16 protein-coding genes are annotated in these 23,640 nt (G+C 37.4%); 6 read left to right on the top strand and 10 right to left on the bottom strand.

Annotation, left to right across the window (positions count from 1 at the left end; all coding sequences use genetic code 11):
- The coding region (locus tag V5290_RS17495; protein ID WP_333388829.1) for a VCBS domain-containing protein at window positions 1–3,576 on the top strand (3,576 nt) is incomplete at its 5' end.
- Window positions 3,577–3,806: 230 nt separating this feature from the next.
- Here V5290_RS17495 and V5290_RS17490 read toward each other — a convergent pair.
- The 8 genes from V5290_RS17490 to argE all read right to left on the bottom strand — a co-directional run bounded on the left by V5290_RS17490 (window position 3,807) and on the right by argE (window position 14,967).
- Complete coding sequence (locus V5290_RS17490) at window positions 3,807–4,292, bottom strand: VOC family protein (RefSeq protein WP_333388827.1); 486 nt, start codon at window positions 4,290–4,292, stop codon at window positions 3,807–3,809.
- Window positions 4,293–4,464: 172 nt separating this feature from the next.
- Window positions 4,465–4,791 carry a hypothetical protein gene (locus V5290_RS17485; RefSeq protein ID WP_333388825.1) on the bottom strand — a complete coding sequence of 109 codons (327 nt, stop codon included), beginning with the start codon at window positions 4,789–4,791 and terminating at the stop codon, window positions 4,465–4,467.
- Window positions 4,792–4,884: 93 nt separating this feature from the next.
- Complete coding sequence (locus V5290_RS17480) at window positions 4,885–6,201, bottom strand: MFS transporter (RefSeq protein ID WP_333388823.1); 1,317 nt, start codon at window positions 6,199–6,201, stop codon at window positions 4,885–4,887.
- A gap of 534 nt (window positions 6,202–6,735) precedes the next feature.
- Window positions 6,736–9,147, bottom strand: coding sequence for a diguanylate cyclase (locus tag V5290_RS17475; RefSeq protein WP_333388821.1), 2,412 nt, complete (start codon window positions 9,145–9,147; stop codon window positions 6,736–6,738).
- A gap of 289 nt (window positions 9,148–9,436) precedes the next feature.
- Entirely contained in the window at window positions 9,437–9,679 is a 243-nt protein-coding gene (gene tusA / locus V5290_RS17470) for a sulfurtransferase TusA (protein ID WP_333388819.1), read from the bottom strand.
- A 119-nt stretch (window positions 9,680–9,798) separates the two neighbouring features.
- Window positions 9,799–10,827, bottom strand: a complete 1,029-nt coding sequence (locus V5290_RS17465; RefSeq protein WP_333388817.1) for a hypothetical protein — start codon at window positions 10,825–10,827, stop codon at window positions 9,799–9,801.
- Between the two features lie 187 nt (window positions 10,828–11,014).
- A complete protein-coding gene (ppc, locus tag V5290_RS17460; protein WP_333388815.1) occupies window positions 11,015–13,657 on the bottom strand; it encodes a phosphoenolpyruvate carboxylase in 2,643 nt (880 codons plus the stop codon).
- Window positions 13,658–13,821: 164 nt separating this feature from the next.
- Window positions 13,822–14,967, bottom strand: a complete 1,146-nt coding sequence (gene argE, locus V5290_RS17455; RefSeq protein WP_333388813.1) for an acetylornithine deacetylase — start codon at window positions 14,965–14,967, stop codon at window positions 13,822–13,824.
- A 624-nt stretch (window positions 14,968–15,591) separates the two neighbouring features.
- Here argE and argC point away from each other — a divergent pair.
- From argC to argH, 5 genes are all read left to right on the top strand, one after another.
- A complete protein-coding gene (gene argC / locus V5290_RS17450; RefSeq protein ID WP_333388811.1) occupies window positions 15,592–16,602 on the top strand; it encodes an N-acetyl-gamma-glutamyl-phosphate reductase in 1,011 nt (336 codons plus the stop codon).
- Between the two features lie 11 nt (window positions 16,603–16,613).
- Window positions 16,614–17,399 carry an acetylglutamate kinase gene (gene argB, locus V5290_RS17445; protein WP_333388809.1) on the top strand — a complete coding sequence of 262 codons (786 nt, stop codon included), beginning with the start codon at window positions 16,614–16,616 and terminating at the stop codon, window positions 17,397–17,399.
- A 14-nt stretch (window positions 17,400–17,413) separates the two neighbouring features.
- Window positions 17,414–18,328: an ornithine carbamoyltransferase gene (locus V5290_RS17440; RefSeq protein ID WP_333388807.1), complete on the top strand. Its 915-nt coding sequence runs from the start codon at window positions 17,414–17,416 to the stop codon at window positions 18,326–18,328.
- 20 nt (window positions 18,329–18,348) lie between these two features.
- A complete protein-coding gene (locus V5290_RS17435) occupies window positions 18,349–19,557 on the top strand; it encodes an argininosuccinate synthase (RefSeq protein ID WP_333388806.1) in 1,209 nt (402 codons plus the stop codon).
- A gap of 154 nt (window positions 19,558–19,711) precedes the next feature.
- A complete protein-coding gene (gene argH / locus V5290_RS17430) occupies window positions 19,712–21,592 on the top strand; it encodes an argininosuccinate lyase (RefSeq protein ID WP_333388804.1) in 1,881 nt (626 codons plus the stop codon).
- Between the two features lie 94 nt (window positions 21,593–21,686).
- Here argH and V5290_RS17425 read toward each other — a convergent pair whose 3' ends face one another.
- Both V5290_RS17425 and V5290_RS17420 read right to left on the bottom strand, forming a co-directional pair.
- Window positions 21,687–22,478: a 2OG-Fe dioxygenase family protein gene (locus V5290_RS17425; protein ID WP_333388802.1), complete on the bottom strand. Its 792-nt coding sequence runs from the start codon at window positions 22,476–22,478 to the stop codon at window positions 21,687–21,689.
- Between the two features lie 342 nt (window positions 22,479–22,820).
- Window positions 22,821–23,363, bottom strand: coding sequence for a gamma carbonic anhydrase family protein (locus V5290_RS17420; protein WP_333388800.1), 543 nt, complete (start codon window positions 23,361–23,363; stop codon window positions 22,821–22,823).
- Between the last annotated feature and the right edge of the window lie 277 nt (window positions 23,364–23,640).

Raw genomic sequence — 23,640 nt, 5'->3', positions numbered from 1 at the left:
ACGACTGGTACATTAACGTTGTCAGATGTTGATAGCTCGGATACAACTACTTTTACTGCTGAAACGATTAACGGTACTTACGGCGATATTACTATTGATGCCGATGGTAACTGGGCATACGCGGCGGATAATACGCAAGCGGCGATTCAATCATTAGATGACGGCGAGTCGATCACCGATACCATCACTGTTATGACCAGCGATGGTGTTGAACAAGAGATTGTTATTACCATCAACGGCATGGATGATTTATCTATTGTTGCTGGCGATACAACCGGTGCGGTCACTGAAGATAATGCAGCAACGTTAAGCACGACAGGCACATTATCGTTGTCAGATGTCGATAGTTCAGACACCACAACTTTCACTGCTGAGACCGTGTCAGGCACTTATGGTGAAGTCACTATCGATGCTGATGGTAACTGGACATACGCAGCCGATAACACGCAAGCAGAAATTCAATCTTTAGATGATGATGAGTCGATCACCGATACCATCACAGTTATGACTAGCGATGGTGTTGAACAAGAGATTGTTATTACCATTAACGGTGTGGATGATGCAACAGTAATAAGCGGTGATGCGACAGGTGAAGTTACTGAAGACCAAGAAGTAAGTGAGGAGCAAACCTTAACAGACTCTGGCACATTAATATTCTCCGATATAGATACTGAAGACAGTGAAAACTTTGCCCCTACTGTTGAATTTTCTCCAACTAATGAAGGCGATACAGCCTTAGGCGAGATTACTATCGATGCAGATGGTAACTGGACTTATGAAGTTGATAATACTGCTGTTCAGTATTTAGGAGAAGGGGAGTCATTAGTAGAAGTTTATACCGTGACTTTAAATGGTACTACACATGATATTACAGTTACCGTTAATGGTTCTGATGATCCGACTACTATTGAACCAGTAGGCTCTAGTAATGCATTTACTAGACTATTTGAGGATGATGATTTAGATACTCCAGGGTTCTTAACAACAAGTGATATCTTCCAGTTTGGCGATGCAGATTCTTCAGACAGTAATTCATTTTCACCGGAAGTTAGCTTTACAAGCTCGACTTCAAGTTTAGGGCAGTTGGGTACTGTTACTTTAGAAAATGATGGCAATTGGAGTTATAGCGTTGATAATTCATTGGTTCAGTACCTAGATGAAGGCGAGAAAATAACTGAAATATACACAGTTACTTTAAATGGTACCGAAGAAACTATCACTATTGATATTATTGGCGCTGAAGATCCTACTGAAATTATAGTAAACACTAGTGTAGGAGATAGTGCGCAAGGCGAAGTGGTCGAAGACAGTGCCGATACCATCTTAACCGACTCAGGAAAAATTACTTTCATTGATATTGATGATTCAGATAGAAGTACTTTTGCACCAACAGTCGCTTTTGCAACATCAACTGCTGGGGATGCTGCACTTGGAGAATTAACTATTGATGCAGATGGTAATTGGTCATATAAAGTAGACAATAACGACGTACAATATTTAGCGGAAGGTGAAACATTAACAGAAGTTTATACAGTATCATTAAATGGCGTTGAGCAAGATATTACAATAACTATCAATGGTACAAATGACTTATCAGTTGTAACTGGCGAAGCTTCGGGTGAAGTTACCGAAGATGATAGTGAAACAACATTAACCACTAGTGGTACATTATTATTAACCGATGTTGATAGCGCAGATACAACTACTTTTCAGGCAGAATCAATAGTCGGTGATTATGGAACAATTGCTATTGATTCTGATGGTAATTGGACTTATGAAGCTGACAATACACAAGCTGAAATACAAGCTCTTAATAATGACGATACATTAACTGATATTATTACTGTTAAGACAACAGATGGTAACACTCAAGATATAGAGATAACTATTAATGGTGTAGATTATGCGCCTACTGCAGTTAATGATACTGAAATGACTTATGCTACGACGATCCGTCTCGATGATGAGCCCGAATACGGGACAGTGCAAGTATCAGTAGATGGTGTTTGGGTTGATATGGTAATTGGAGAAGAGTATGACTCAGACTCTGAAGTTCGTTTTGTTCCTGATGAAGAAGAAGTTAAGCTCAACTCTGTTGATATTCAAGTTGGCTCATTTGGTGATGACGGTAGTTCAAGCTTTGTGGCTAGTGTTAGTGACTGGGGAACCGTTAATGCAGAAGGAACTGAAGCAGTAGCTGTTATTAACAATGCAACAATTACAACTTCTATAACCACTACAAGTGCAAACGATTCAAAAGTATTAACTGCTTGGAATGGTAATACTCATATAGGTAATGGTATTGGTAATGCTGATGGAACGGGATTAAGCAGAGGAGAAACACTAGTTATAGACGTTGAAGGAGAAAATATTAATGAGGTCTCCTTTACTCTTGATGGTCTAGGTGGATTCTTTGATGAAACTAGTAGCAGTGCTACTCAGGTAAGTATAACTGCTTACTTCGAAGATGGGACCACAGAAACACAGTCATCTTATAGACAAAGCGGTAGTTTTGTTGATACTTACTCGTTTAGTACAGATTCTCCAGTAGATTATTTCGAGCTAACAACATCTGGGTCTAATGGGACTTATGTAGTTCAAAATATGACCTTGTCTAGGACTGTTGCAGATGAAATAACATTTACTAGAACACAAGCTGATGGCAGTGAAACAACCGAAGTCCTTGGCTTAGACCTTAATTACGATGATGCTGATACCACTGTTGATGTTACAGGTGACTTGCCTACTGTAGATACTTCTTTGACAGAAGGAGATATTTTTACTGATGAAAATAACTCAATCGCCATCGATGTATTATCAAATGATAGCGACAGTGATGATCAAGATATCACTATAACTGAAATTCAAGGTCAAAGTGTGAGTGAAGGAGGCGATGCTATTGATGTGGTAATTGATGGTATTGTTGTTGGTACAGGTGAGCTTGTAAATGGAGAGATAGTTTTTACTCCGAGTGAAACGTTAGGTGCAACCCTAAATGAAGGTGACTCACAAACCTTTGACATCGAATACACTGTAAGTGATGGTGTTAAAACAGATGTTGCCGCTGCTACTATTACCGTTAATGGTATTGATAGTATTCTGGTTGGGACAGATGCAGATGATACCTTAGTTGGTGGAGATGGTGATGATATGTTAACCGGTGGTTTAGGTAATGACATATTAACTGGTGGAGAAGGATCTGATACTTATATTTGGGAATTCGATAGTAATGCTAATAATAATATCGATACCATTACCGATTTTGATATCGATGGAGAGGACGTACTCGATTTAAGCGATCTACTCGTTGATGCAACCAGTAATACATTAGATTCCTACTTAAACTTCTCTGTTGATACAGACAATGAAGGTGTTGCAAATACTACTATTGAAGTGGTTAATGATGAAGTAACACAATATATCGTTTTAGAGGATGTTGATGTTGTAACTGAGTACGGAAGTGAAGACGTGACTATCATCAATGGGCTAATTGAGGATGGAGCTCTGATTGTCTCTGACGATACAGATATGTATGCAGCAACTTCATCTACAGCTGAGATGGAAGAAACAATATAAATTAGCGACCATAATCTGAGTGCACTGGGTATCGTTAGGTACTTAGTGTGCTTCAACCTCATGTTAAAAGAGTATTATAAAAAGGTCATACTCGATCTTTATATAATAGATTCAGGTTAACGTGAATTTATAATACATTATTGTCTTAATTTAAGTATTGCTTATATAGTGGCTGCTAGTTAATAGTAAAAAGGCCACTTTATTAAGCAGCCTTTGTTGGTCGATATTTATTAAGAATAATCAGTTGCGTAAGTTTCTTCGTAAGTATGTGAATAGAACTCAAATAAGTTACCAAATGGGTCTTCCAGATAAACCATTTTCGCTGGCTTGCTATCATCTTCTGGATGGTAACGCATAATATCCATACGTACTTTACCACCATATTCCTCAACACGAGCAATAGCGCCTTCAAAATCATCCGTCTGTAAACAGAAGTGGAAAATACCAAGTCGAGAGAAATCAACTTCATGACGTTCTTGACGGTCTTTCATTTCAAACAACTCAACACCGATACCATCAGTTGTAACTAAGTGTGCAATGTTAAAGCCTTTGAAGCCTTCGCCAAATACCGCAACACACATTCTGCCAATCGCTGTTTCGCGTTCTTCTTGTACTTTAGTGTTATTCATAACGATGCGAAGACCTAGCGCTTTAGTATAAAACTCAACAGCTTTGTCCATATCGCCAACCATTAAACCTACGTGATTCATTTTCATAATGTTCTCCTACTTTTTCATTTAGCACATGCATTACTTGATACATATTTGTTTCGATGAAGAGATATTACGTTTGATTTCAAATAACTTAAAATTATCATATGTTATTATTATGATAATTATTGGTTATTTATCCTGTGCGACGATATTATCGTTGATGAAGGTCAGCAATTTACAGAATGAGAAATTGATTAATTGCAGTAAAGATACCAACAGCCCATATAAAATAACTTAAAATTAACAAACATTTACTTAAGGCTGCCCAACGATATTTTCCTTGATATTTTTCAGAGGCGGACCAGATACCAGTCATTACAATGAGATTGTAAGCTAAAATAAATAATAGAAAAGCCAACTCAACAACGTGATTGAAGGGAATAGTAAACAAACCGAATAAAATACAGTTTATGGCAACTGCATATAACCAAATTGTTTTAGCTAAGCCAATATCACCATGATATAGCTTATTTAAGTGGTTTTTATACTGCTCATAAAACATTTATATTCCCTTTGTTTATTAATATTCATTAGTAAACAAAGTTAACTAATTTGTCATGGTATTCGAGGTGATATTTAGATCTAAGTACATAAACTATTTTATAGTCTTATTTTCTGTACCATTTTTAAGTGCTGTGGTGATCTCTCCCATTGCTGAATCCTCTAGCTCTGTTTCTGTTCTCGGATCCATTTCGTAAGCCGTAGGACCTGCCATATCAGTCACTGTTCGGAATTCTTCTTTTTCTTCTAAGATAGAAGGTGGAATATGACTACGGCGTCTAAATAGAACAATAATAAAGAATATTATTAGGCAGGATCCAGTAAAGGCATATAGTCCATTTGCTCCTAATTCACTCATGCTTAAAGAAGCTAATGGAGCACCAATAGCAGAAGATAACCCTAGAGTGATTAACATTGCACTACTGATTTCTACAAAATCTTCTGAGGTTGCATTATCGTTAGCATGCGCTAAGCATATTGCATAAAGCGTCATACAAGTTCCTCCCCAGAAAAAGGCTGAAATGAAGGCCGGCCACCCAGCAAAAGAGGGAATAAACTGTGGCAAATAGAAGAAGGTGAGTGAAACTAGCGAACCTATTAACGCTGAGTACATTAAAACACTTCGACGGTCTAATTTATCAGATATTTTACCTAAAGGTAGTTGGAAGCATGCACCGCCTAATACAGTAGAAGATAGAAATAAGCCTACTTGGATATTATTAAAATCATTGGCTTTGGCATAGATAGGAGCCAATGACCAAAAAGCTCCAGTCACTAAACCTGCAACGACAGCACCAATTAATGCAATATGGGAGTGTTTCCATACTTTATACATGTTTAATTTGACCTGTTGAACCATCACTGGTGCAGCATGGCGAGTAAGTGAAATGGGGATAATAGCAATCGAAATTAGTATCGCTGCTAGACTAAACAGCATCGTACCTTGTACATCTCCTAAGTTGAAAAGTTGTTGCCCACACATCACCATGATTAAGTTAAGGGTCGTATAAATAGAGAGGATAGTACCTCTATTTTGTGGTGTCGCATTGCCGTTAAGCCAACTTTCAATAATCATGTATAAACCTGAAATAACAACACCGATTAAAAATCGTAATATCATCCAAGCATAAAATTCATGTAACAAGGGAAAAATTAAAATAACCACAGTATAAGAAGTGGCTAGCACCGCAAAGCTACGAATATGCCCAACGCGTCTCAACATAAAAGGGGTGGTTAAGCAGCCTGAAACAAAACCTAAGAAATAAGCTGAGCCTGTTAAAGCAATTTGCGTATCGGAAAAGCCAAACGAATTGGCGGCAATAGGCAAAAGCGTTAGCAATAAACCATGACCAAGCAAAAGTAGTGCATTGGACATTAATAAAGAGGTGACTGGTATCAGTGCATTTATCATAAGACTCCAAATAAGTGGGGTGAGCTTATTTTTATTCAGCGCGTATTACGAGATAGCGCTTATTCTGCTTTGAACAGTGTTCATTTTTCTGACTTAAGATAGTGTTTGAGGCTGAAGTTAGTTAATGCTAATTATCTTATATAATGGCAGAAAAAAGCGTTATCTGTTTTATAAATTTCTTCACATAATAATTTATGAAAAACTTGTGCCAAATATTCTGTAATACCAATTATTTTAAATAAGAACTCTAAATTTTATGTAGGAAAAATGGCTGAGTTCAAGGTGTAACTTAAGTTAAATAATTGTTCTATTTCAGAAAATTAAAACGAAGAAATAAGTTATTTTAACAAGTAAATAGATCAGTTAATTATCGTAATTGGTATAAAAGCTAGCTCAATAAAATCATCAGATTGCAAGTTATAAAAGAAATCGATTAACTTTTTAGCACCAAATTGGTTTCTTATTTGGCCGTATGCACTCTTTTGTATCACCAAAGTAGATGATGAAACGAATATTTTCTAAAGTTATTTAATGCTAAGAGTTCTGAGCTACTATTTTGGGACTCCACAAGGTAACTTTGTTACGACCCGAAGATTTTGACTTATAAAGAGCTACATCCGCTTGATGTATTAATTCTGAAGGGGTAGTTGCATTAAATTGAATAGAAGCAACACCGAAACTACAGGTTACATATATATCATTGAATGCGGTTAGTTCAATTTTTTTACGTATCTTTTCTACAACTCTCATTGCTTGCTCTGCCTTTGTACCAGCTAAAATAAGACAGAATTCTTCACCACCATAACGAACAGTAATATCATCCTTACGGATACCAGCTTTTAATACCTCAGCGATATCGCATAGCACTTTGTCACCTATGTTATGTCCGTGGGTATCATTAACCTTCTTAAAATGATCAATATCAACAATGACAATGCAATATTGATCATCTGTTGTTAAAGTTTCAAAGGCTTCATTCATGAAGTTAAACAATGCTCGACGGTTATAGCAGTTAGTTAGCGGGTCTCTTGTCGCTAACTGATCTAATTTTTTGTTTAATTTACGTGAGTCATTAAAGCGTCGATAAATAAATAATACAGTTAGTAAGCAGATAATTAATAAAGCAGTCAGTGTTGTATTTGCATATTTATTTTTAGTTAGTTCTAATTCAGCAATTTTTTGGGCTTGTTCTGAAAGAGCAACTTCGCTAGTCTTTTTGGCTAATTCTAAAGCATCTCGTTGCGCTTTTTCTTTTAATGAAGCAAGTTCTCTCTCTTTTTTATGAGAATATAATTTGGCTTTAACTAATGTCAGACTTTCATCATTTTTTTGTTTTTCAATCACTTTAGATAAAGCAAGCTCTTCTTCTGCGTAAGATAAAGCCGCTTTATAATTGTGGAGTGCCTTTTCTGCCTCTTTTAACTCTTGATAGGCATACAACATGTGCGGTGTTGAATTAATAGTAGTTGCAAGCGTTAAAGAAGATTTTAATAGGTCGATAGCCTGTTTGGGATCTTTATCAATTAACATTTCAGCTAACGGAATTTGTGCTTTTAATTGATAAATTGTGTCTTTAGTTCGGCTTGCTAAGGTTAGTGAGCGTTTATAAAAAATAATAGCTGCTTCATCATCATGTTGAGCGTGAAATATATCGCCAATTATGCGTGCAGTTATTGATTCATATAACTCTTCACCTTGTTTTTGATAAATTTTATGTGCTCGCAGAATTTTTTGTTTTGCAGCCTCATACTCCTCTGACTCAATATCGATGACAGCTAACTCTCTTAAAGCAGAGGCTAAGGTTTTTGTCTCAACTTGGTCTTCAGGCAGGTTAATCGTTAAATTATAAAAAGATTTAGCCAACTCATATTCATGTAAGCGTGTATAAATTAATCCCATTTGGTTGGATGTTTTGGCTAATCCTTTAGTATGGTTAAGCTGTTTATAAACTAAGTGAGATTGATACATAAAAGACAATGACTTTTCATACAGACCAATAAATCGGTAAACGATACCAGCGCCGGAAAGTGCTTTGGCTAAACCAATCGGGTCATTAATCGTTCTTTGTATTTCAATGCTCTTTAATGAGTAATCAAGCGCTACTTTGTAGTTTTTTAAATTACGCTCAACTTCGGATAGTGCATTCAGTGTACGTGCCATTGACTTTCTATCTTGTATTTTCGTGTAAATATCTAATGCGCTTTTGTAGGCGGTACCAATGAGGGTGCGGGCTTTTAATCTTTTATAGGACTCTGCAATCTTGGTAAAGGTTTCAGCACGTTCTTTTTGTATTTTATATTCTGGCTCAGTTAAGTAATGTAGTGCCTCTGAATATTGCTCAATTGAAGCCTCATATCGCTTTAATTTATATTGGCTTCTTCCTTTAACAATTAACGCCATTGCGATTGGATAAGGGTGGCCGTACTTTTTGGCAAGGCTGATGGTGTCATTGATCTTATCTTCTACTTGGTAATGCAGACCTTCAACTGATAACGTATGGATATAGTCAACGGCTGCAAGAATTTGTTGTTCTTCAGCATCTATACTTTGATAAATATCCGCTGCTTGTAAAAAGTGGTATTTGGATTGGTTGGTATCTTTGACCCTTCTATTTAAATCTCCCAGTAGATTATGCGCATCAGCACATATTAGCGCCTCTCCATTAGTATCAGCTTGTTGTAATGCTTTGTTGGCAAGTTTGATGCCTTTTTGTTGGTCAATAAAACGGAAAGTTTCGGCTTGTTTTAATAATTTTTTTGGTGATAAGTTTTCATAGCCTGCTTGAGATTGCTCATTAACTACAGCATAGCTGATGTTGTGAGTAAGCGATGAGGCTAAAATAATTAAGCAGTATGGTATTAAGTAAGTTAATTTAGGAAGGCGTGATACTAGCTGTCGAAGCTCAAGCCATATTAAATGTAAGTGTTTAGTACAAAACAGATCCATATCTTCTTACCTTAATATTGAGCGTTTATTTAAGGTTCGAGTAACCTGTTATAAATTCACTTCTTTATTGCTAAGGGGTACTTAAATTATCAATAAACAAAATCCATTCGTTTATGGTTAAGAGAGCATAATGTATATAACGATGATCATAGCAGTATATTTATGTCTCAACTTAACATCATTATATGATCAATATTAATTATTGGCTAGTATCTAGGAAAGGTTAAAAAAGTGGAAAAAAGCTATAAAATCTTCAATTCATATCGCCAACTATATAGTGTGATTTATATCACTTTAAGCCTTTCTTAATTAAATAGCGGTAGGGAATAGTGTCGGTTTGTGCCTCCACAAGTTGATGTTCCATAAAACGGCAAAAACTTGGTATATCGCGGGTTGTTGCTGGGTCGTCTGCAATGATTTCTAACATATCGCCAACAGCAAGTTTACGCACAGTTTTACGGATAACCATGACTGGCTCTGGACAGCGTAAACCTAATGCATCGAGTTGTTTAATTGTTGTTTCATTTGCCATTTTATTACCGAATCTTGTTTAAAAATCTAATATTACCATAACCAACCTCGGGGCAAACATTATTATAACCAAGGGAACCGGACTCCTTGGTTATAATCTATTTAGAGGAGTAACATATACTATTTAGCCACTGTTTTTCTTAATAAAATCTTATTATCTAGGTTTAAATTAGTAGACCAAATAAATTGTGCATCCTGCTCGGCATTATCAAAAATATTGGTAAAGTTGGTGTATGATTTTTTGTTATCAACTCCGACTGTATCATTACTAAAAGTCGTTGCTGCAGGCCATTGGCTATCATCATAACCTTGTTTCTTCCAACCTGTTGGTATTGCCCAATGAACTCCATATAACACTGAAGCATCATTTGTTCCTTCTATAGTACATTGGGTTGATAAACGAGAAGTGCCTGACTCAGTCAAACAACTCAAGTCTGAAACTGGAGAGATATAATAGTTTTGTGCTTTCCAAGTGCTATCAGTGATAGCGATAGTTTGATCATTCGCATCTTTAAATACGGCAACCACACCTCCATCACCAGGGTGTGCTGAAACACCACGATTAGACTCTGTGCCAGTCCCTAGGTTTTCTTCCCAATCAACGGCTAATACAGCTATATCAAAAGGTTTTTTCACTTTAAATTGAATTATGTTGGCATTGAATTGGGTGAAAGGAACGGGATCTTTACCGACAGCAATACCATTGATGTACATTTCAAAATAGTTATCTGCAAATATATAAGCAGTAACTACTTCACCATCGGCATCTACTTCTATAGCATCTTTTGCATCTTTTGCATCTTTTGCATCTAGCGCTGCTAATGCTGTTTCAGCATCCTTATATCGTTGGCCATACTCATTGTATAAATCAGGAGCGAACGGAATTTCATCATTAGTGAAGTTTACTTCTGCAGGTACTGTCCAAGTAGTATCGTCATTGATGCTTTGGATTGTGCCTATTTCTGCAATACGGCCACCTTGAGGAAATAGATTTGGGGTCGAAGTTTCTGCTATGCCGTAAGTCACTGAGCCTGTTCCTTTGTACTCGGCTGTGCTTATTATATCAGTAGTGCTTGTTTCATTATTATTGCAGCCCTGTAAGAGTAGCGTCGAGCCAATTAATATAGATGTTAAGTAAATTTTTATCATGGAATACCTCTTATACTGAATGATTGCTATAACAGCAGGTTAACATGCAGGAGGGTGAACAATATGTGTCAAATATGGAGTTTTGTTAAAAACAGTAGAGGGAGTTTATTAATTGTTAGAGGATTAAAAAAACCACCTTTATTTATAGATAAAGGTGGTTTAAGAGTTTTAGGCATTCTTGTGAAAATTAACCTGTATTACGTAAACCTGCTGCAATACCTGCGATTGTCACCATTAATGCTTGGTCAATATCTGGGTTAATTGTTTCATTTTGTTCGCATGAACGTGAACGAGATAATAACTCAGCTTGCAACATGTTTAGTGGATCAACATACGGGTTACGTAATTTAATCGACTCTTTAATCCATGGTTGTTCTTGCATTAATTTATGATCTGGAATTGTTTCTAATACCGTTTCACGTGTTAACTTAAGGTTCTCACGTAGACGTTCACCTAAAGGCCATAGTTCTTTTGGCACTAAACGCTCTTCGTAGAATTTTGTTAATTCTTCGTCTGCTTTCATGAATACCATTTCGAACATTTCTAAACGTGTATGGAAGAAAGGCCAGTTTACGTACATCTCACGCAACACTTCCTTCTTACCTTCGTCTAATAATGTTTTCAGAGAAGTACCTGCACCTAACCATGCTGGAAGCATTAAGCGGTTTTGGCTCCATGCAAAGATCCATGGAATAGCACGTAGGCTTTCAACGCCACCGTTCGCTTTACGTTTTGCAGGGCGACTACCTAATGCTAATTTACCTAGCTCTAATTCAGGCGTTACACTACGGAAGTAAGGTACAAAATCTGCCTCTTCACGAACAAAGTGACGATACTCATCACATGATTGCTCAGCAAATTGCTGCATTACATCGCGCCATTCTTGTTTTGGTGCTGGTGGTGGTAGTAAATTTGCTTCTAAAATTGCCGCTGTGTAGATATCTAAACTGTTGATCGCTACTTTTGGTAAACCAAACTTAAAGCGGATCATCTCGCCTTGTTCAGTTACACGTAAACCACCTTTTAGTGAACCTGGAGGTTGTGATAATAGGGCTTGCTGTGCCGGCGCACCGCCACGACCAATTGTACCGCCACGTCCGTGGAATAGTACGAGTTGAATATCGTTATCTTCACTGATTTTGATCAATGCTTCTTGTGATGTGTACTGTGCCCAGTTAGCTGCCATTACACCGGCATCTTTTGCTGAGTCAGAGTAACCAATCATCACATGTTGTTCGCCGCCAATGTAACCGCGGTACCAATCAACTGCATATAGACGTTTCATTACATCTGCTGCGTTATTTAAATCATCTAGTGTTTCAAATAATGGTGCAACTGGAATACGGAATGGGCAACCCACTTCTTTTAATAGCAGTTGAACTGCTAGTACGTCAGACGCTTCACGTGCCATAGATATGATGTAAATACCTAAAGCTTCAGGATCTGTTTGTGCAACTACTTTACAAGTATCTAGTACTTCTTGCACTTCTGCTGAAGGTTCCCAAGCAGTTGGGATAAGCGGACGTTTACTGTTTAACTCTTGTAATAAGAAAGCTTGTTTATCTTCTTCACTCCAAGCATTGTAATCACCAATGCCTAGGTAACGTGTTAGCTCCGATAATGTATCGCCGTGGCGTTCGCCATCTTGACGAATATCTAGCTTCACTAAGTTAACGCCGAAACAGTTTACGCGACGTAGAATATCTAATAATAAACCGTTGGCAATAGACTTCATGCCCATATTAACCAGTGAGTCATAACATTGTTGTAATGGCTCTTTTAGCTGCTTAGTGCTAACAATGATATCTTTAGCAGTACTGTCATGGCCTTGCAATGTCGCACTTAATGCCGTTAATGTTTCTTTTAGTTCATTGCGCAATTTACGTAAAATAACGCGATATGGCTCATCAGCATCTTCACCAACAATGGCACGTAGTACAGGGTCACAGTTATCCATTGATAACTCTTTCGTTAACTGCTGAATATCTTCAAGGTACAAGCTAACAGCTACCCAACGACTAGTGATTAATACTTCTTTTGTTACCTTAGCTGTTACAAATGGGTTACCGTCACGGTCTCCACCCATCCATGAAGTAAATTTGATTGGAGAGGCATCAAGCGGCAATGAAATACCTAAACCATCTTCTAATGTTTTATCTAATTCACGCACGTATTGTGGAACGGCTTCCCATAAGCTGTTTTCGATAACAGCGAAGCCCCATTTAGCTTCATCAACAGGGGTTGGACGATTTTTACGGATATCGTTAGTATGCCAAGCCTGTGTAATTAATTGTTCTAAACGGACTAATAATTGATCGCGCTCTTTATCTGAAATATCTGTGAGTTCTAACAAGCTTAAACATTGGTTAATCGCCGTATGTTTATTGATCAGGGTACGACGGGTAATTTCTGTTGGATGTGCGGTTAGTACCATATCCATTTTTAATTCAGAAACTGATTTAACAATTTGCTCTTCTGAAACGTCACTGTTTTTTAGTTTAGCGATTAAAGTTTGTAATGGATCGGGAGCACAAACTTCTGAGTCACAGTGGCGAGAAATACCATGGAATTGCTCTGCAATATTTGCAAGATTTAAGAAATGAGTGAATGCACGTGCTACAGGTAGTAATTCGTTGTCGCTTAAATTAGACAGCACTTCAACTAAACGTTCACCATCTTTACCGTTACCAGCTCGAGATGATTTAGACAGTTGACGTATAGTTTCAATTTTCTCAAGAAAGGGTTCACCAAGATGGTCACTGATACTCTTACCAAGCAATTGTCCTAATAAACCTACGTTACCACGTAAGTTTGCATATGTTTCTGTCATCGTACTTCCTTATTATTGTAATAAAATTACATTTTTTATAGTGGAGCTAAATAAAATACCATAATGAAGCGCCTAGTCAATCAAGGTGCTTTTTCATTGTACTATTTCGATTTATTAAATAAGCATCTCTGTAACTAAATTACAAAATGCTTATCAATAACTCATTACACACAATAACGTTGAATGAGTTTTTCTATGACCACTTGGGTCGGTTTTACAAAAGAAAGGTCCAAATATTCGTTAGGCTGATGTGCCTGAGCTATATGTCCTGGGCCTAATACTATGGTGTCGCAACCTAATGCTTGAATAAATGGCGCTTCTGTACAGTAATTTGCGCTTGTTGCTTTGTTACCAGTATAAATCTCTGCATTATCGATAAGATCTGAGTGAATTGGGCATTCATAAGAAGGTATTGGCTCATGTAAGTGAAATACTTCAACGCTATTTGGGTAACGTTTCTCAATGTCAGATAAAGCCTGTTTTACAGTGATAAATAATTCTGTAGTAGTCACACCTGGAATAGGGCGCATATCGATATGCAATTCACAACAACCACAAATACGGTTAGGGCTATCGCCTCCAGTAATCGCTCCAAAGTTAAGTGTTGGATACGGAACTTCAAAATATGGATTGTGATACTTGTCTTTAAAGGTCTGTTGTACCTTTTTAAGTTCAGATAAAACCAGGTGCATGACATCGATGGCATTTAACCCCTTGTCAGGATCTGAACTGTGGCCACTCCTGCCGGTAATACGAATACCTTCAGACATATGTCCTTTATGCATAGTAACAGGCACCATACCCGTTGGTTCGCCAATCACTGCATAATCAGGTCGAAAGTGTTTTTGTTCTGATATCTGTTGTGCGCCGGACATAGTAGTTTCTTCATCAGCAGTAGCAAGAATACGTAACGGCTTGGTAAATTTTTCACGATCCATCGTTTTTAATGCTTCAATAACAAACGCGAAGAAGCCTTTCATGTCTATGGTGCCTAAACCGTAAAAGCGATTGTCTTTTTCCGTGACGGTAAACGGATCCGTTTGCCATTTACCTTCATCATAAGGCACAGTATCAGTGTGTCCTGCTAACAATAAACCGCCATCTCCTTTACCTAAAGTGGCAACAAGATTAAATTTACCTGGTGCAGCAGCTACCTCTGTTATATCAATAGTGAAACCAAGATCTCCAAGCCATTCTGCCAATTGGTTAATCACGGCAAGATTACTTTGATCCCAAGATGTATCGCTTGAACTAATAGAAGGTAATTTTATAAGGCCTTTATAGAGGTCCGTAAATGCGGGTAGTGACATGCTATTCCTTGAAATTAAACTGTAAAACGCTAATACCTAACGGTGATGTTGAAGTAACTATAGGTACATTAAAATAGTGCTGTATTAATCAAATTGGCTGCTTATCAGCGTGCCGTTGTGTGTCGATTATCTGAATAAATTAAGGCTTAAAATTGTTCCGTGATGATTTGAGATAAATTCATTCTATGCCTGAACCAATGATAAATTAAAGATCTTTTTATATTGCCTCCTAAATAAATTATTCGTTTGTTTCAAAAAATAGGATTTTCTTGAATATTTTTTGTAATTTAAATCACTAATAAACACTTAAAACTTTATGAAATTAGTTTAATTGACTCTTTTAAGACACATAGTTTAAGTGCCCTCTAACTTTAGAATATAAAATTAAAGTGTTTTTAATCAATTGCTTAATGTTATTTCATTATTGTTTACAACCTTTAATAATTTGGTTTTTTTTAAGGTTGTATAAATAACTTATCATTTTGAATATATTTATTCACCTTTATTGAATAAATAGTCACTTTAATTTAAAATATCGCTTTCGGTCAAAGGTATTGATTACTTTTGCACCTTTTGCATTTATTTATCGTCTCTTAAGTCAGTAATGAAACAGGAATTTTCTTTATGTTAAAAGCAATCGTAGTTGGAGCAAGTGGTTATACAGGTGCTGAATTAGCGCAGTTTTTAACTCGTCACCCAAATATTGAGTTATCTGGCCTCTACGTTTCAGAAGGTAGCTTAGATAAAGATAAAAAAATCTCTGAATTATATGGCAACTTACGCGGTTGTATTGATTTACCATTACAGCCATTAGGTGTGAGTGGCATTAAAGCAGCCTGCGAAAACATTGATATTGTTATCTTGGCTACTGCCCACGAAGTTAGTCATGACTTAGCACCGCTTTTCCTTGCTGAAGATACTGTTGTATTTGATCTATCCGGTGCTTTTCGAGTGCAATCAACAGGTTTTTATGAAAAGTACTACGGCTTTACACATCAATACCCTGAATTATTAGAAAAAGCAGTTTATGGTTTAGCAGAATGGAATGCTGAACAAGTTAAAACAACTGACTTAATTGCTGTCCCAGGCTGTTACACAACGGCTTCGTTAACAGCACTTAAACCTTTATTTGAAGCAGGCCTAATTAAACAAGGTATTAAACCAACTATTAATGCGACCAGTGGTGTCAGTGGTGCTGGGCGTAAGGCAAGTGTTGTTAGTAGTTTCTGTGAAGTGAGCTTACAACCATACGGTGTATTTACACACCGTCATAAGCCTGAAATTGATCAACACTTGGGCACTAATGTTGTTTTTACTCCACACCTTGGTAGTTTCAAGCGTGGGATTTTAGCGAGTATCAATCTTGTATTAAATGAAGGTGTTACTGCTGAACAAGTGAACCAAGCATATCAAGATGCTTATGCTGATAAACCAATTGTACGTTTAATGGATGGCACATTACCTGCACTTAAAAATGTAGTGGGTACGCCATTCTGTGATTTAGGTTGGGCGGTTGATGGTGAAGATTTAGTGGTGTTCAGCGCAATTGATAACTTATTAAAAGGTGCTTCTTCGCAAGCGATGCAATGTATTAATTTACGTTTTGGTTTTGATATCACTACTTCTATTTTATAAGGCGGTTAGTCATGACACAGCAGCAACAAAAACCGTTACTGATTAAGCTAGGCGGAGCCGTACTAGAAAACAATCAAGCGCTAACTAATCTTTTTTCTGCATTAACGGCTTATTTAGCAACACAACAACGTCCATTATTGTTGGTACACGGTGGTGGTGTTATCGTTGAAGATGTACTTAATAAAATGAATATCAAAAGCGAAAAGAAGGATGGTTTACGTATTACGCCGTTCGAGCAAATTCCTTATGTCGCAGGTGCATTAGCCGGTACATCCAATAAATTATTGATGGCAAAAGCATTACAAGCAGGTTTATCTGCGGTGGGTTTATCATTAGCCGATGGCTTTAGTTGTTCAGTGAAACAGATGGACCCTGACTTAGGTGCGGTAGGTATTTGTAGCCCAAATAATCCTGCATTAATTAATAGCTTGTTAGCTGGCGAGTTTTTGCCTGTGATTTCGTCAATTGCGATTGGTGAAGATGGTAACTTATACAATGTCAATGCGGACCAAGCTGCCATTGCAATTTGTGATCTGGTGGATGCTGAGTTAGTGTTTTTATCAGACGTTGATGGTGTGTGGGATGCGGATAAACAAGTGATTCCTGAATTGAATACGCAACTGGCGGATAAGTTAATTGCAGAAAATGTTATTCAAGATGGCATGGCAGTAAAAGTGAAAGCGGCGTTGCAAGCTGCCGATGAACTAGGTTACGTGATGCTAGCAAGTTGGAAAAACCCAGAAAATTTAGTCTCATTGCTGGCAGGTAAAGCAGTGGGTACAAAAGTAATTAAATAAAGTAGAGATTAATCATGGATAATTTATTAACCGGAATGGAAATGACTCAGCAACAGGCTTTAGACCTGATTGCATTGGGTAAAGACTTAAAAGCAAACCCAAGTAAATATGCACAATCTCTTGCAGGTAAGAGTGTTGTAACATTATTTGAAAAACAATCACTACGCACACGTGTAACGTTTGATATTGGTATTAATAAATTAGGCGGACACGCGGTTTATTTAGATCAAACTAATGGTGCAATGGGTAGCCGTGAAGACGTTAAAGACTTCGCTGCGAACATCTCTCGTTGGGCTGATTGTATAGTTGCACGTGTATTTGAACATAGCACTATTACAGAAATGGAAGAGTTTGCATCGGTACCTGTGATTAACTCTCTGTGTGATTTGTACCATCCATGCCAAGGTATGGCAGACTTTTTAACTATTTCGCAAAATTATGATGATTTAACTCAGGTTAAATTAGCGTATATTGGAGATGGTAATAATGTTACTCATTCTTTATTCATTGCCGGTGCTATTTTAGGGGCAACCGTGACGGCAGTTTGCCCTCTTGGTCATAGCCCTGATGCACAAATTATGAAAAAAGCAGAAGAGATTGCCAAACAAACTGGCGCAACTATTTCTGTGACGAATAATATCGACGATATTCAAGGTTACGATGTAGTTTACGGTGATACTTGGTTATCAATGGGTGATGACACGCCATTAGAACAAATTAAAGCTAAATTTATGCCTTACCAAATCAATCAAGCCTTGCTTGACCACACTGGTATTAAGCATGTTTTACATTGCCAACCTGCTCATCGTGGTTTAGATATCACTTCAGATGTAATGGACGGACCAGCTTCATTGATTTTTGATCAAGCTGAAAATAGAATGCATATTCAAAACGCAATTATGCTTACCCTAATTAATAAACAGAAATAATTGAGAAAGGAAAACAATTAATGAGCCAGGTTAAAAAAGTAGTTCTCGCTTATTCAGGCGGCTTAGATACATCAGCGATCATTCCATGGTTAAAAGAAACGTATGATGATTGTGAAATTGTTGCGTTTTGTGCCGATGTTGGCCAAGGTGAAGAAGAATTAGTAGGTTTGCATGAGAAAGCGATCGCTTCAGGTGCATCTGAATGTCATATCGTTGATTTAAAAGAAGAGTTTGTTAAAGACTACATCTACCCAACGATCGCATCTGGCGCAGTTTACGAAGGTACTTATTTACTAGGTACATCAATGGCGCGTCCAATCATTGCTAAAGCACAAGTTGAAGTGGCATTAAAAGTAGGTGCTGACGCAGTTTGTCACGGTTGTACTGGTAAAGGTAATGATCAAATTCGTTTCGAAAGCTGTTTTGCTGCACTGGCTCCTGAACTGCAAGTTATTGCACCATGGCGTGAGTGGGATATGGTTTCTCGTGAAGACCTACTGGATTACCTTGCAGAGCGTAATATTGAAACAACTGCTTCAGCAACTAAAATCTACAGCCGTGATGCAAATGCATGGCATATCTCTCATGAAGGTGGCGAGCTAGAAGACCCATACAATGAGCCAAGTAAAGGTGTTTGGACATTAACGGTTGATCCGCTTGATGCGCCAAATGAGCCAGAATATCTAACATTAACGGTTGAAAACGCACGTGTTACAGCTGTTGATGGCGTTGAACTATCTCCATATGACGCACTAATGTTATTAAACGAAAAAGCAGCAGCGCATGGTGTTGGTCGTGTCGACATTACTGAAAACCGTACTGTTGGTATGAAGTCTCGTGGTTGTTATGAAACACCAGGAGGTACTGTAATGGTGACTGCACTTCGTGGTATCGATGAATTAGTGCACGACAAGCCATCACGTCGCTGGCGTGACCAAGTGGGCCAAGAGTTTGCTCACTTAGTATATGACGGTCGTTGGTTCACTCCATTATGTGGTTCTTTATTAGCGGCTTCTGAATCGTTAGCAAAAGATGCTAATGGTGAAGTAGTGGTTCGTTTATACAAAGGCCAAGCAGTAGCGGTTAAGAAGAAATCTCCAAACAGCTTATACTCTGAAGAGTTTGCTACATTTGGCGATGATAATGTTTACGACCAAAAACATGCTGAAGGTTTCATCCGTTTATATTCACTGTCTAGCCGTATTCGTAAGCTAAACAGTAACAAATAAGCAAAATATGTTATAAAATTCCTGCCTCGATTTTCGGGGCAGGAATTTCTATTTATAAGCGCTTTTAAAAAAAGCCTTTATAAATAGCATTGTAATATTACCAATCCCTTAATTAATGGATTTGGTTCACTACCAAGTCAGAATGGAGTAACAAATGGCACTATGGGGCGGACGTTTCAGTCAAGCGGCAGACACAAAGTTTAAATTATTTAATGATTCATTAAAATTCGATTACCGTCTTGCTGAACAAGATATTATAGGTTCTATTGCCTGGTCTAATGCATTGTTATCAGTTGATGTATTAACTGTTGAAGAGCAAAAAAGCATTGAAGTTAGCTTAAACGAGTTATTGGAATCAGTTCAGGCTAATCCTAAGCAAGTATTACAATCAGATGCAGAAGACATCCACTCTTGGGTTGAAGGTCAATTAATCAATAAAGTAGGCGACCTAGGTAAAAAATTACATACAGGCCGTAGCCGTAATGACCAAGTTGCTACCGATTTAAAACTTTGGTGTAAAAAAACAGCTAAAGAGTTAATTGCACACTTAGAACAACTTGAAGCAAAACTGATCGAACTAGCACGTATCCACCAAGGTGTTATCTTACCGGGTTATACTCATCTTCAACGTGCACAACCAGTAACATTTTCTCACTGGTGTTTAGCTTACCTAGAAATGCTAGAGCGTGATCATAGCCGTTTAGAAGGTTGTGTTGAGCGTATGGATACTTGTCCGTTAGGTAGTGGTGCGTTAGCTGGTACTGCTTACGCAATGGATCGTACTGCATTAGCGCACTCATTAGGTTTTGAAAGAGCAACGCGTAACAGTTTAGATTCAGTGTCAGACCGTGATCACGTTGTTGAACTAATGAGTTGTGCAACTTTATCTATGGTGCATTTATCTCGTATGGCTGAAGATTTAATCTTCTATAATAGTGGTGAATCTGCGTTTATTGAAATGTCTGATCTAGTGACTTCTGGTTCATCATTAATGCCACAAAAGAAAAACCCAGATGCAATGGAGTTAATCCGTGGTAAATCAGGTCGTGTGTTTGGTTCATTAGCTGGTATGTTAATGACATTAAAAGCATTACCTTTGGCTTACAATAAAGATATGCAAGAAGATAAAGAAGGTTTGTTTGACGCTTTAGATACATGGGGCGACTGTTTAGAAATGGCGTCAATGGCGTTAACAGACCTTAAAGTAAATGAAGAGCGTACCAAAGAAGCGGCACAAGGTGGTTACTCTAATGCTACTGAGCTTGCTGATTACCTCGTTGCAAAAGGTATTCCTTTCCGTGAAGCACATCATATAGTAGGTGTTGCCGTGGTTGCGGCCATTGAAAAAGGCGTTCCATTAGAAGATTTAACTGTTGCTGAATTCAAACAATTCTCTGATGTTATTGAAGAAGATGTTTATCCAACATTAACATTAGAAGCAACATTAGCTGCACGTGTCGCACAAGGTGGTGTTTCCCCACAACAAATTGAGTTTGCATTAACTGAAGCTGAAAAACGTTTAGCAGATCGTGATAACTCAAGTGTGGTGATTAGAGCTGCTTGTATCGAAGATGTTGAACGTATCGAGAAAATGGTTAACCATTGGGCGGAAAAAGGTGAGAATCTACCAAGAGATAAAGCAGATCTTACACATTCAGTTGACGAGTTCGTTGTGACAGAGTTAGACGGTAAAGTTACTGGGTGTGGTTCTGTACATGTATATGACACTGGATTAGCTGAAATTCGCTCGTTAGGTATTGAGCCTGGTTACGAAGGTCGCGGTCAAGGTAGTGCGATTGTTAATTTATTAGTAAAACGTTCTGAAAAATTAGAAATTAAGCGTCTATTCGCACTGACTCGTATGCCAGATTTTTATATGAAGCAAGGTTTTAGTCCGGCGAGCAAAAAAACTATGCCTGAAAAGGTGTTAAAAGACTGTGCAATGTTTGTTAGTGAACATGCTAATGATGAAAAAGCATTAGAGTTAAACTACAAAACAAGTATGTTGTTACAAAAAGAGATGAGTAAAAACTAATACCGCTACTTTATAGAGGTAATAGTTAGTTTACTTATTAAGAAAATGAAAGAGTGCAGCCATTAATGACTGCACTCTTTTTTTATCTGCTGTTTTATCCTTGGTTTAATACCACATCAGGAAAGTGCTGACGTAATATTTTATTTTGGAAGGGGTCGTTAAAACGACAGTTAATGATAATAATAAAGCGCTCAAAAGGTTGATTGTCATTAAGTGGTTGTACAGATGAAACACTGTGGAATACTTGGTTATCGCGTATATGCATAACCTCTCCAGGTGCTAATGTTGTATTAGTTATCAGTTGTTGACCAGCTTTGTCATCATATAAAGTATTAAACCCGCCGGTTACATTCTCTCTACTTAAAACTAATATGCTTAAAAACTGGCTGCCATCTTGATGTATGCCTTGCCCTTGAAGCGGGTCTAAAGCTTGATCACCTTTCACTCCATTAATTTGCATTAAAATAGGTTCTTTCGGATTTATTCCCCATAAGTCAGCCCAAGCTTTGATAAAGTCCTGTACATCTTCACGTTGTAAAAAATCTTCTTTTAAAGCAGGGTAATATCTCAATTTATTAGCCATCGTGTCTGCATCGTTATATTGCCCTCCCTGTGCCATTGGGCAGTTGTCCAAAGTGTTTACTTCTCCAGTTTCATCCAAATATAACCATGACATTCTTTTCCAACGTGCATCTACATAAGTGTCTCTTGGTAGATCATGTAGGTAAGTCTGCCATTCAGGTAAGTTAATTTGTTTGCTAATATCAGTTTTGCTCCAATCTCCTTGAGCAATATCTTGTTCGGTTTGAAATCCCCAATAGGGTGTATACAGGTTGGAAGTAGATTCAATTAAAGGGTTGGTGTGTTCTAAGTGTCTATTTATCATGTTTAATTCCATTTTATGTATGAATAAGCGGAATTGCTTATTCTTAGTAGCAACGTTGAGTTAACTTAAAATCAACGAGGCGGGTTTTTATTACATAAAATGGTGATAAAAAGAATGGTAGGTAAGATTGTTATCAAATAATAATTATTTAAAAATAGAAGCTTATTAATAAATAATAGGAAGTGCTAATGAATTGTTAAACAGATATGCAGGGTTAGATTACTTGGGAGTAATAAAGGATTGCTTGGCTGGTGGTTTAAAGGTAATAGCACAAAGGAAATTGATTAAGTACTATTACCCTTAAAAACAAGTTCGTTAAAACGAATATCTAAAAAGAATGATTTAAAGACTTTCCTCAAGATAATCATTTTTTAAATTCACATAATGGCTGGCTGAACGTTTTAAAAATGCCATTTCTGCTTCAGAAAGTTGTCGTGCAGCTTTGGCTGGAGAGCCGATGTAAAGAAATCCCGATTGTAATACCTTATTAGGTGGAACCAATGTGCCTGCTCCAATGATCACATCATCTTCAATTTCAGCATTATCTAAAATGATTGCTCCCATACCAACTAAAACACGGTTACCAATAGTACAAGCATGTAACATCGCTTTATGCCCAACAGTAACATCTTCTCCAATTGTTAAAGAATAACCATCAACTGATGCTTCACCTTTTCTAGCGACATGCAATACAGAGCCATCTTGAATATTAGTACGAGCACCAACAGAAATATTATTTACATCGCCACGTAATACACACATTGGCCAAATACTGACGTCATCAGCTAGTTTTACATCACCAATAATCGAAGAGAACGGATCAATATAAACATTCTTACCAATGGCTGGATGAAGATTCTTATATGGGCGTAATGTAGGAAACATAAAATACCTTTTGAGATAAATAGTAAAAGCTCACTATACGACACAAAAGTGTGGATAACAAAAGCAAATTTGTGGATAACTTGTGGTCAAGATAGGTATAAAAATTAATTACAAATAATCGTAATAAAACGCTTGCCAATGTGATCTTAATCCCTATAATGCGCACCCACAGACACGGGATGTAGCGCAAGTTACTAACGCAGTTTGAACCATCAAACTCAACGAGTTTGAGTCAATAAAAACTTTTAAAGTTTATTGTTGACAAGGTTAAAGGTTA

The sequence above is a fragment of the Psychromonas arctica genome (assembly GCF_036697365.1).
GTDB classification, from domain to species: Bacteria; Pseudomonadota; Gammaproteobacteria; order Enterobacterales; family Psychromonadaceae; genus Psychromonas; species Psychromonas arctica_A.
The sequence above is the reverse complement of the archived record's forward strand: the minus strand, read 5'-3'. Positions and strand labels throughout refer to the sequence as shown.

Coding starts and splice junctions, on each gene's coding strand:
- V5290_RS17490 (WP_333388827.1), bottom strand. CDS start 4,292: ATGAAAATGAATCACGTAGGTTTAATGGTTGGCGATATGGACAAAGCT.
- V5290_RS17485 (WP_333388825.1), bottom strand. CDS start 4,791: ATGTTTTATGAGCAGTATAAAAACCACTTAAATAAGCTATATCATGGT.
- V5290_RS17480 (WP_333388823.1), bottom strand. CDS start 6,201: ATGATAAATGCACTGATACCAGTCACCTCTTTATTAATGTCCAATGCA.
- V5290_RS17475 (WP_333388821.1), bottom strand. CDS start 9,147: ATGGATCTGTTTTGTACTAAACACTTACATTTAATATGGCTTGAGCTT.
- tusA (WP_333388819.1), bottom strand. CDS start 9,679: ATGGCAAATGAAACAACAATTAAACAACTCGATGCATTAGGTTTACGC.
- V5290_RS17465 (WP_333388817.1), bottom strand. CDS start 10,827: ATGATAAAAATTTACTTAACATCTATATTAATTGGCTCGACGCTACTC.
- ppc (WP_333388815.1), bottom strand. CDS start 13,657: ATGACAGAAACATATGCAAACTTACGTGGTAACGTAGGTTTATTAGGA.
- argE (WP_333388813.1), bottom strand. CDS start 14,967: ATGTCACTACCCGCATTTACGGACCTCTATAAAGGCCTTATAAAATTA.
- argC (WP_333388811.1), top strand. CDS start 15,592: ATGTTAAAAGCAATCGTAGTTGGAGCAAGTGGTTATACAGGTGCTGAA.
- argB (WP_333388809.1), top strand. CDS start 16,614: ATGACACAGCAGCAACAAAAACCGTTACTGATTAAGCTAGGCGGAGCC.
- V5290_RS17440 (WP_333388807.1), top strand. CDS start 17,414: ATGGATAATTTATTAACCGGAATGGAAATGACTCAGCAACAGGCTTTA.
- V5290_RS17435 (WP_333388806.1), top strand. CDS start 18,349: ATGAGCCAGGTTAAAAAAGTAGTTCTCGCTTATTCAGGCGGCTTAGAT.
- argH (WP_333388804.1), top strand. CDS start 19,712: ATGGCACTATGGGGCGGACGTTTCAGTCAAGCGGCAGACACAAAGTTT.
- V5290_RS17425 (WP_333388802.1), bottom strand. CDS start 22,478: ATGATAAATAGACACTTAGAACACACCAACCCTTTAATTGAATCTACT.
- V5290_RS17420 (WP_333388800.1), bottom strand. CDS start 23,363: ATGTTTCCTACATTACGCCCATATAAGAATCTTCATCCAGCCATTGGT.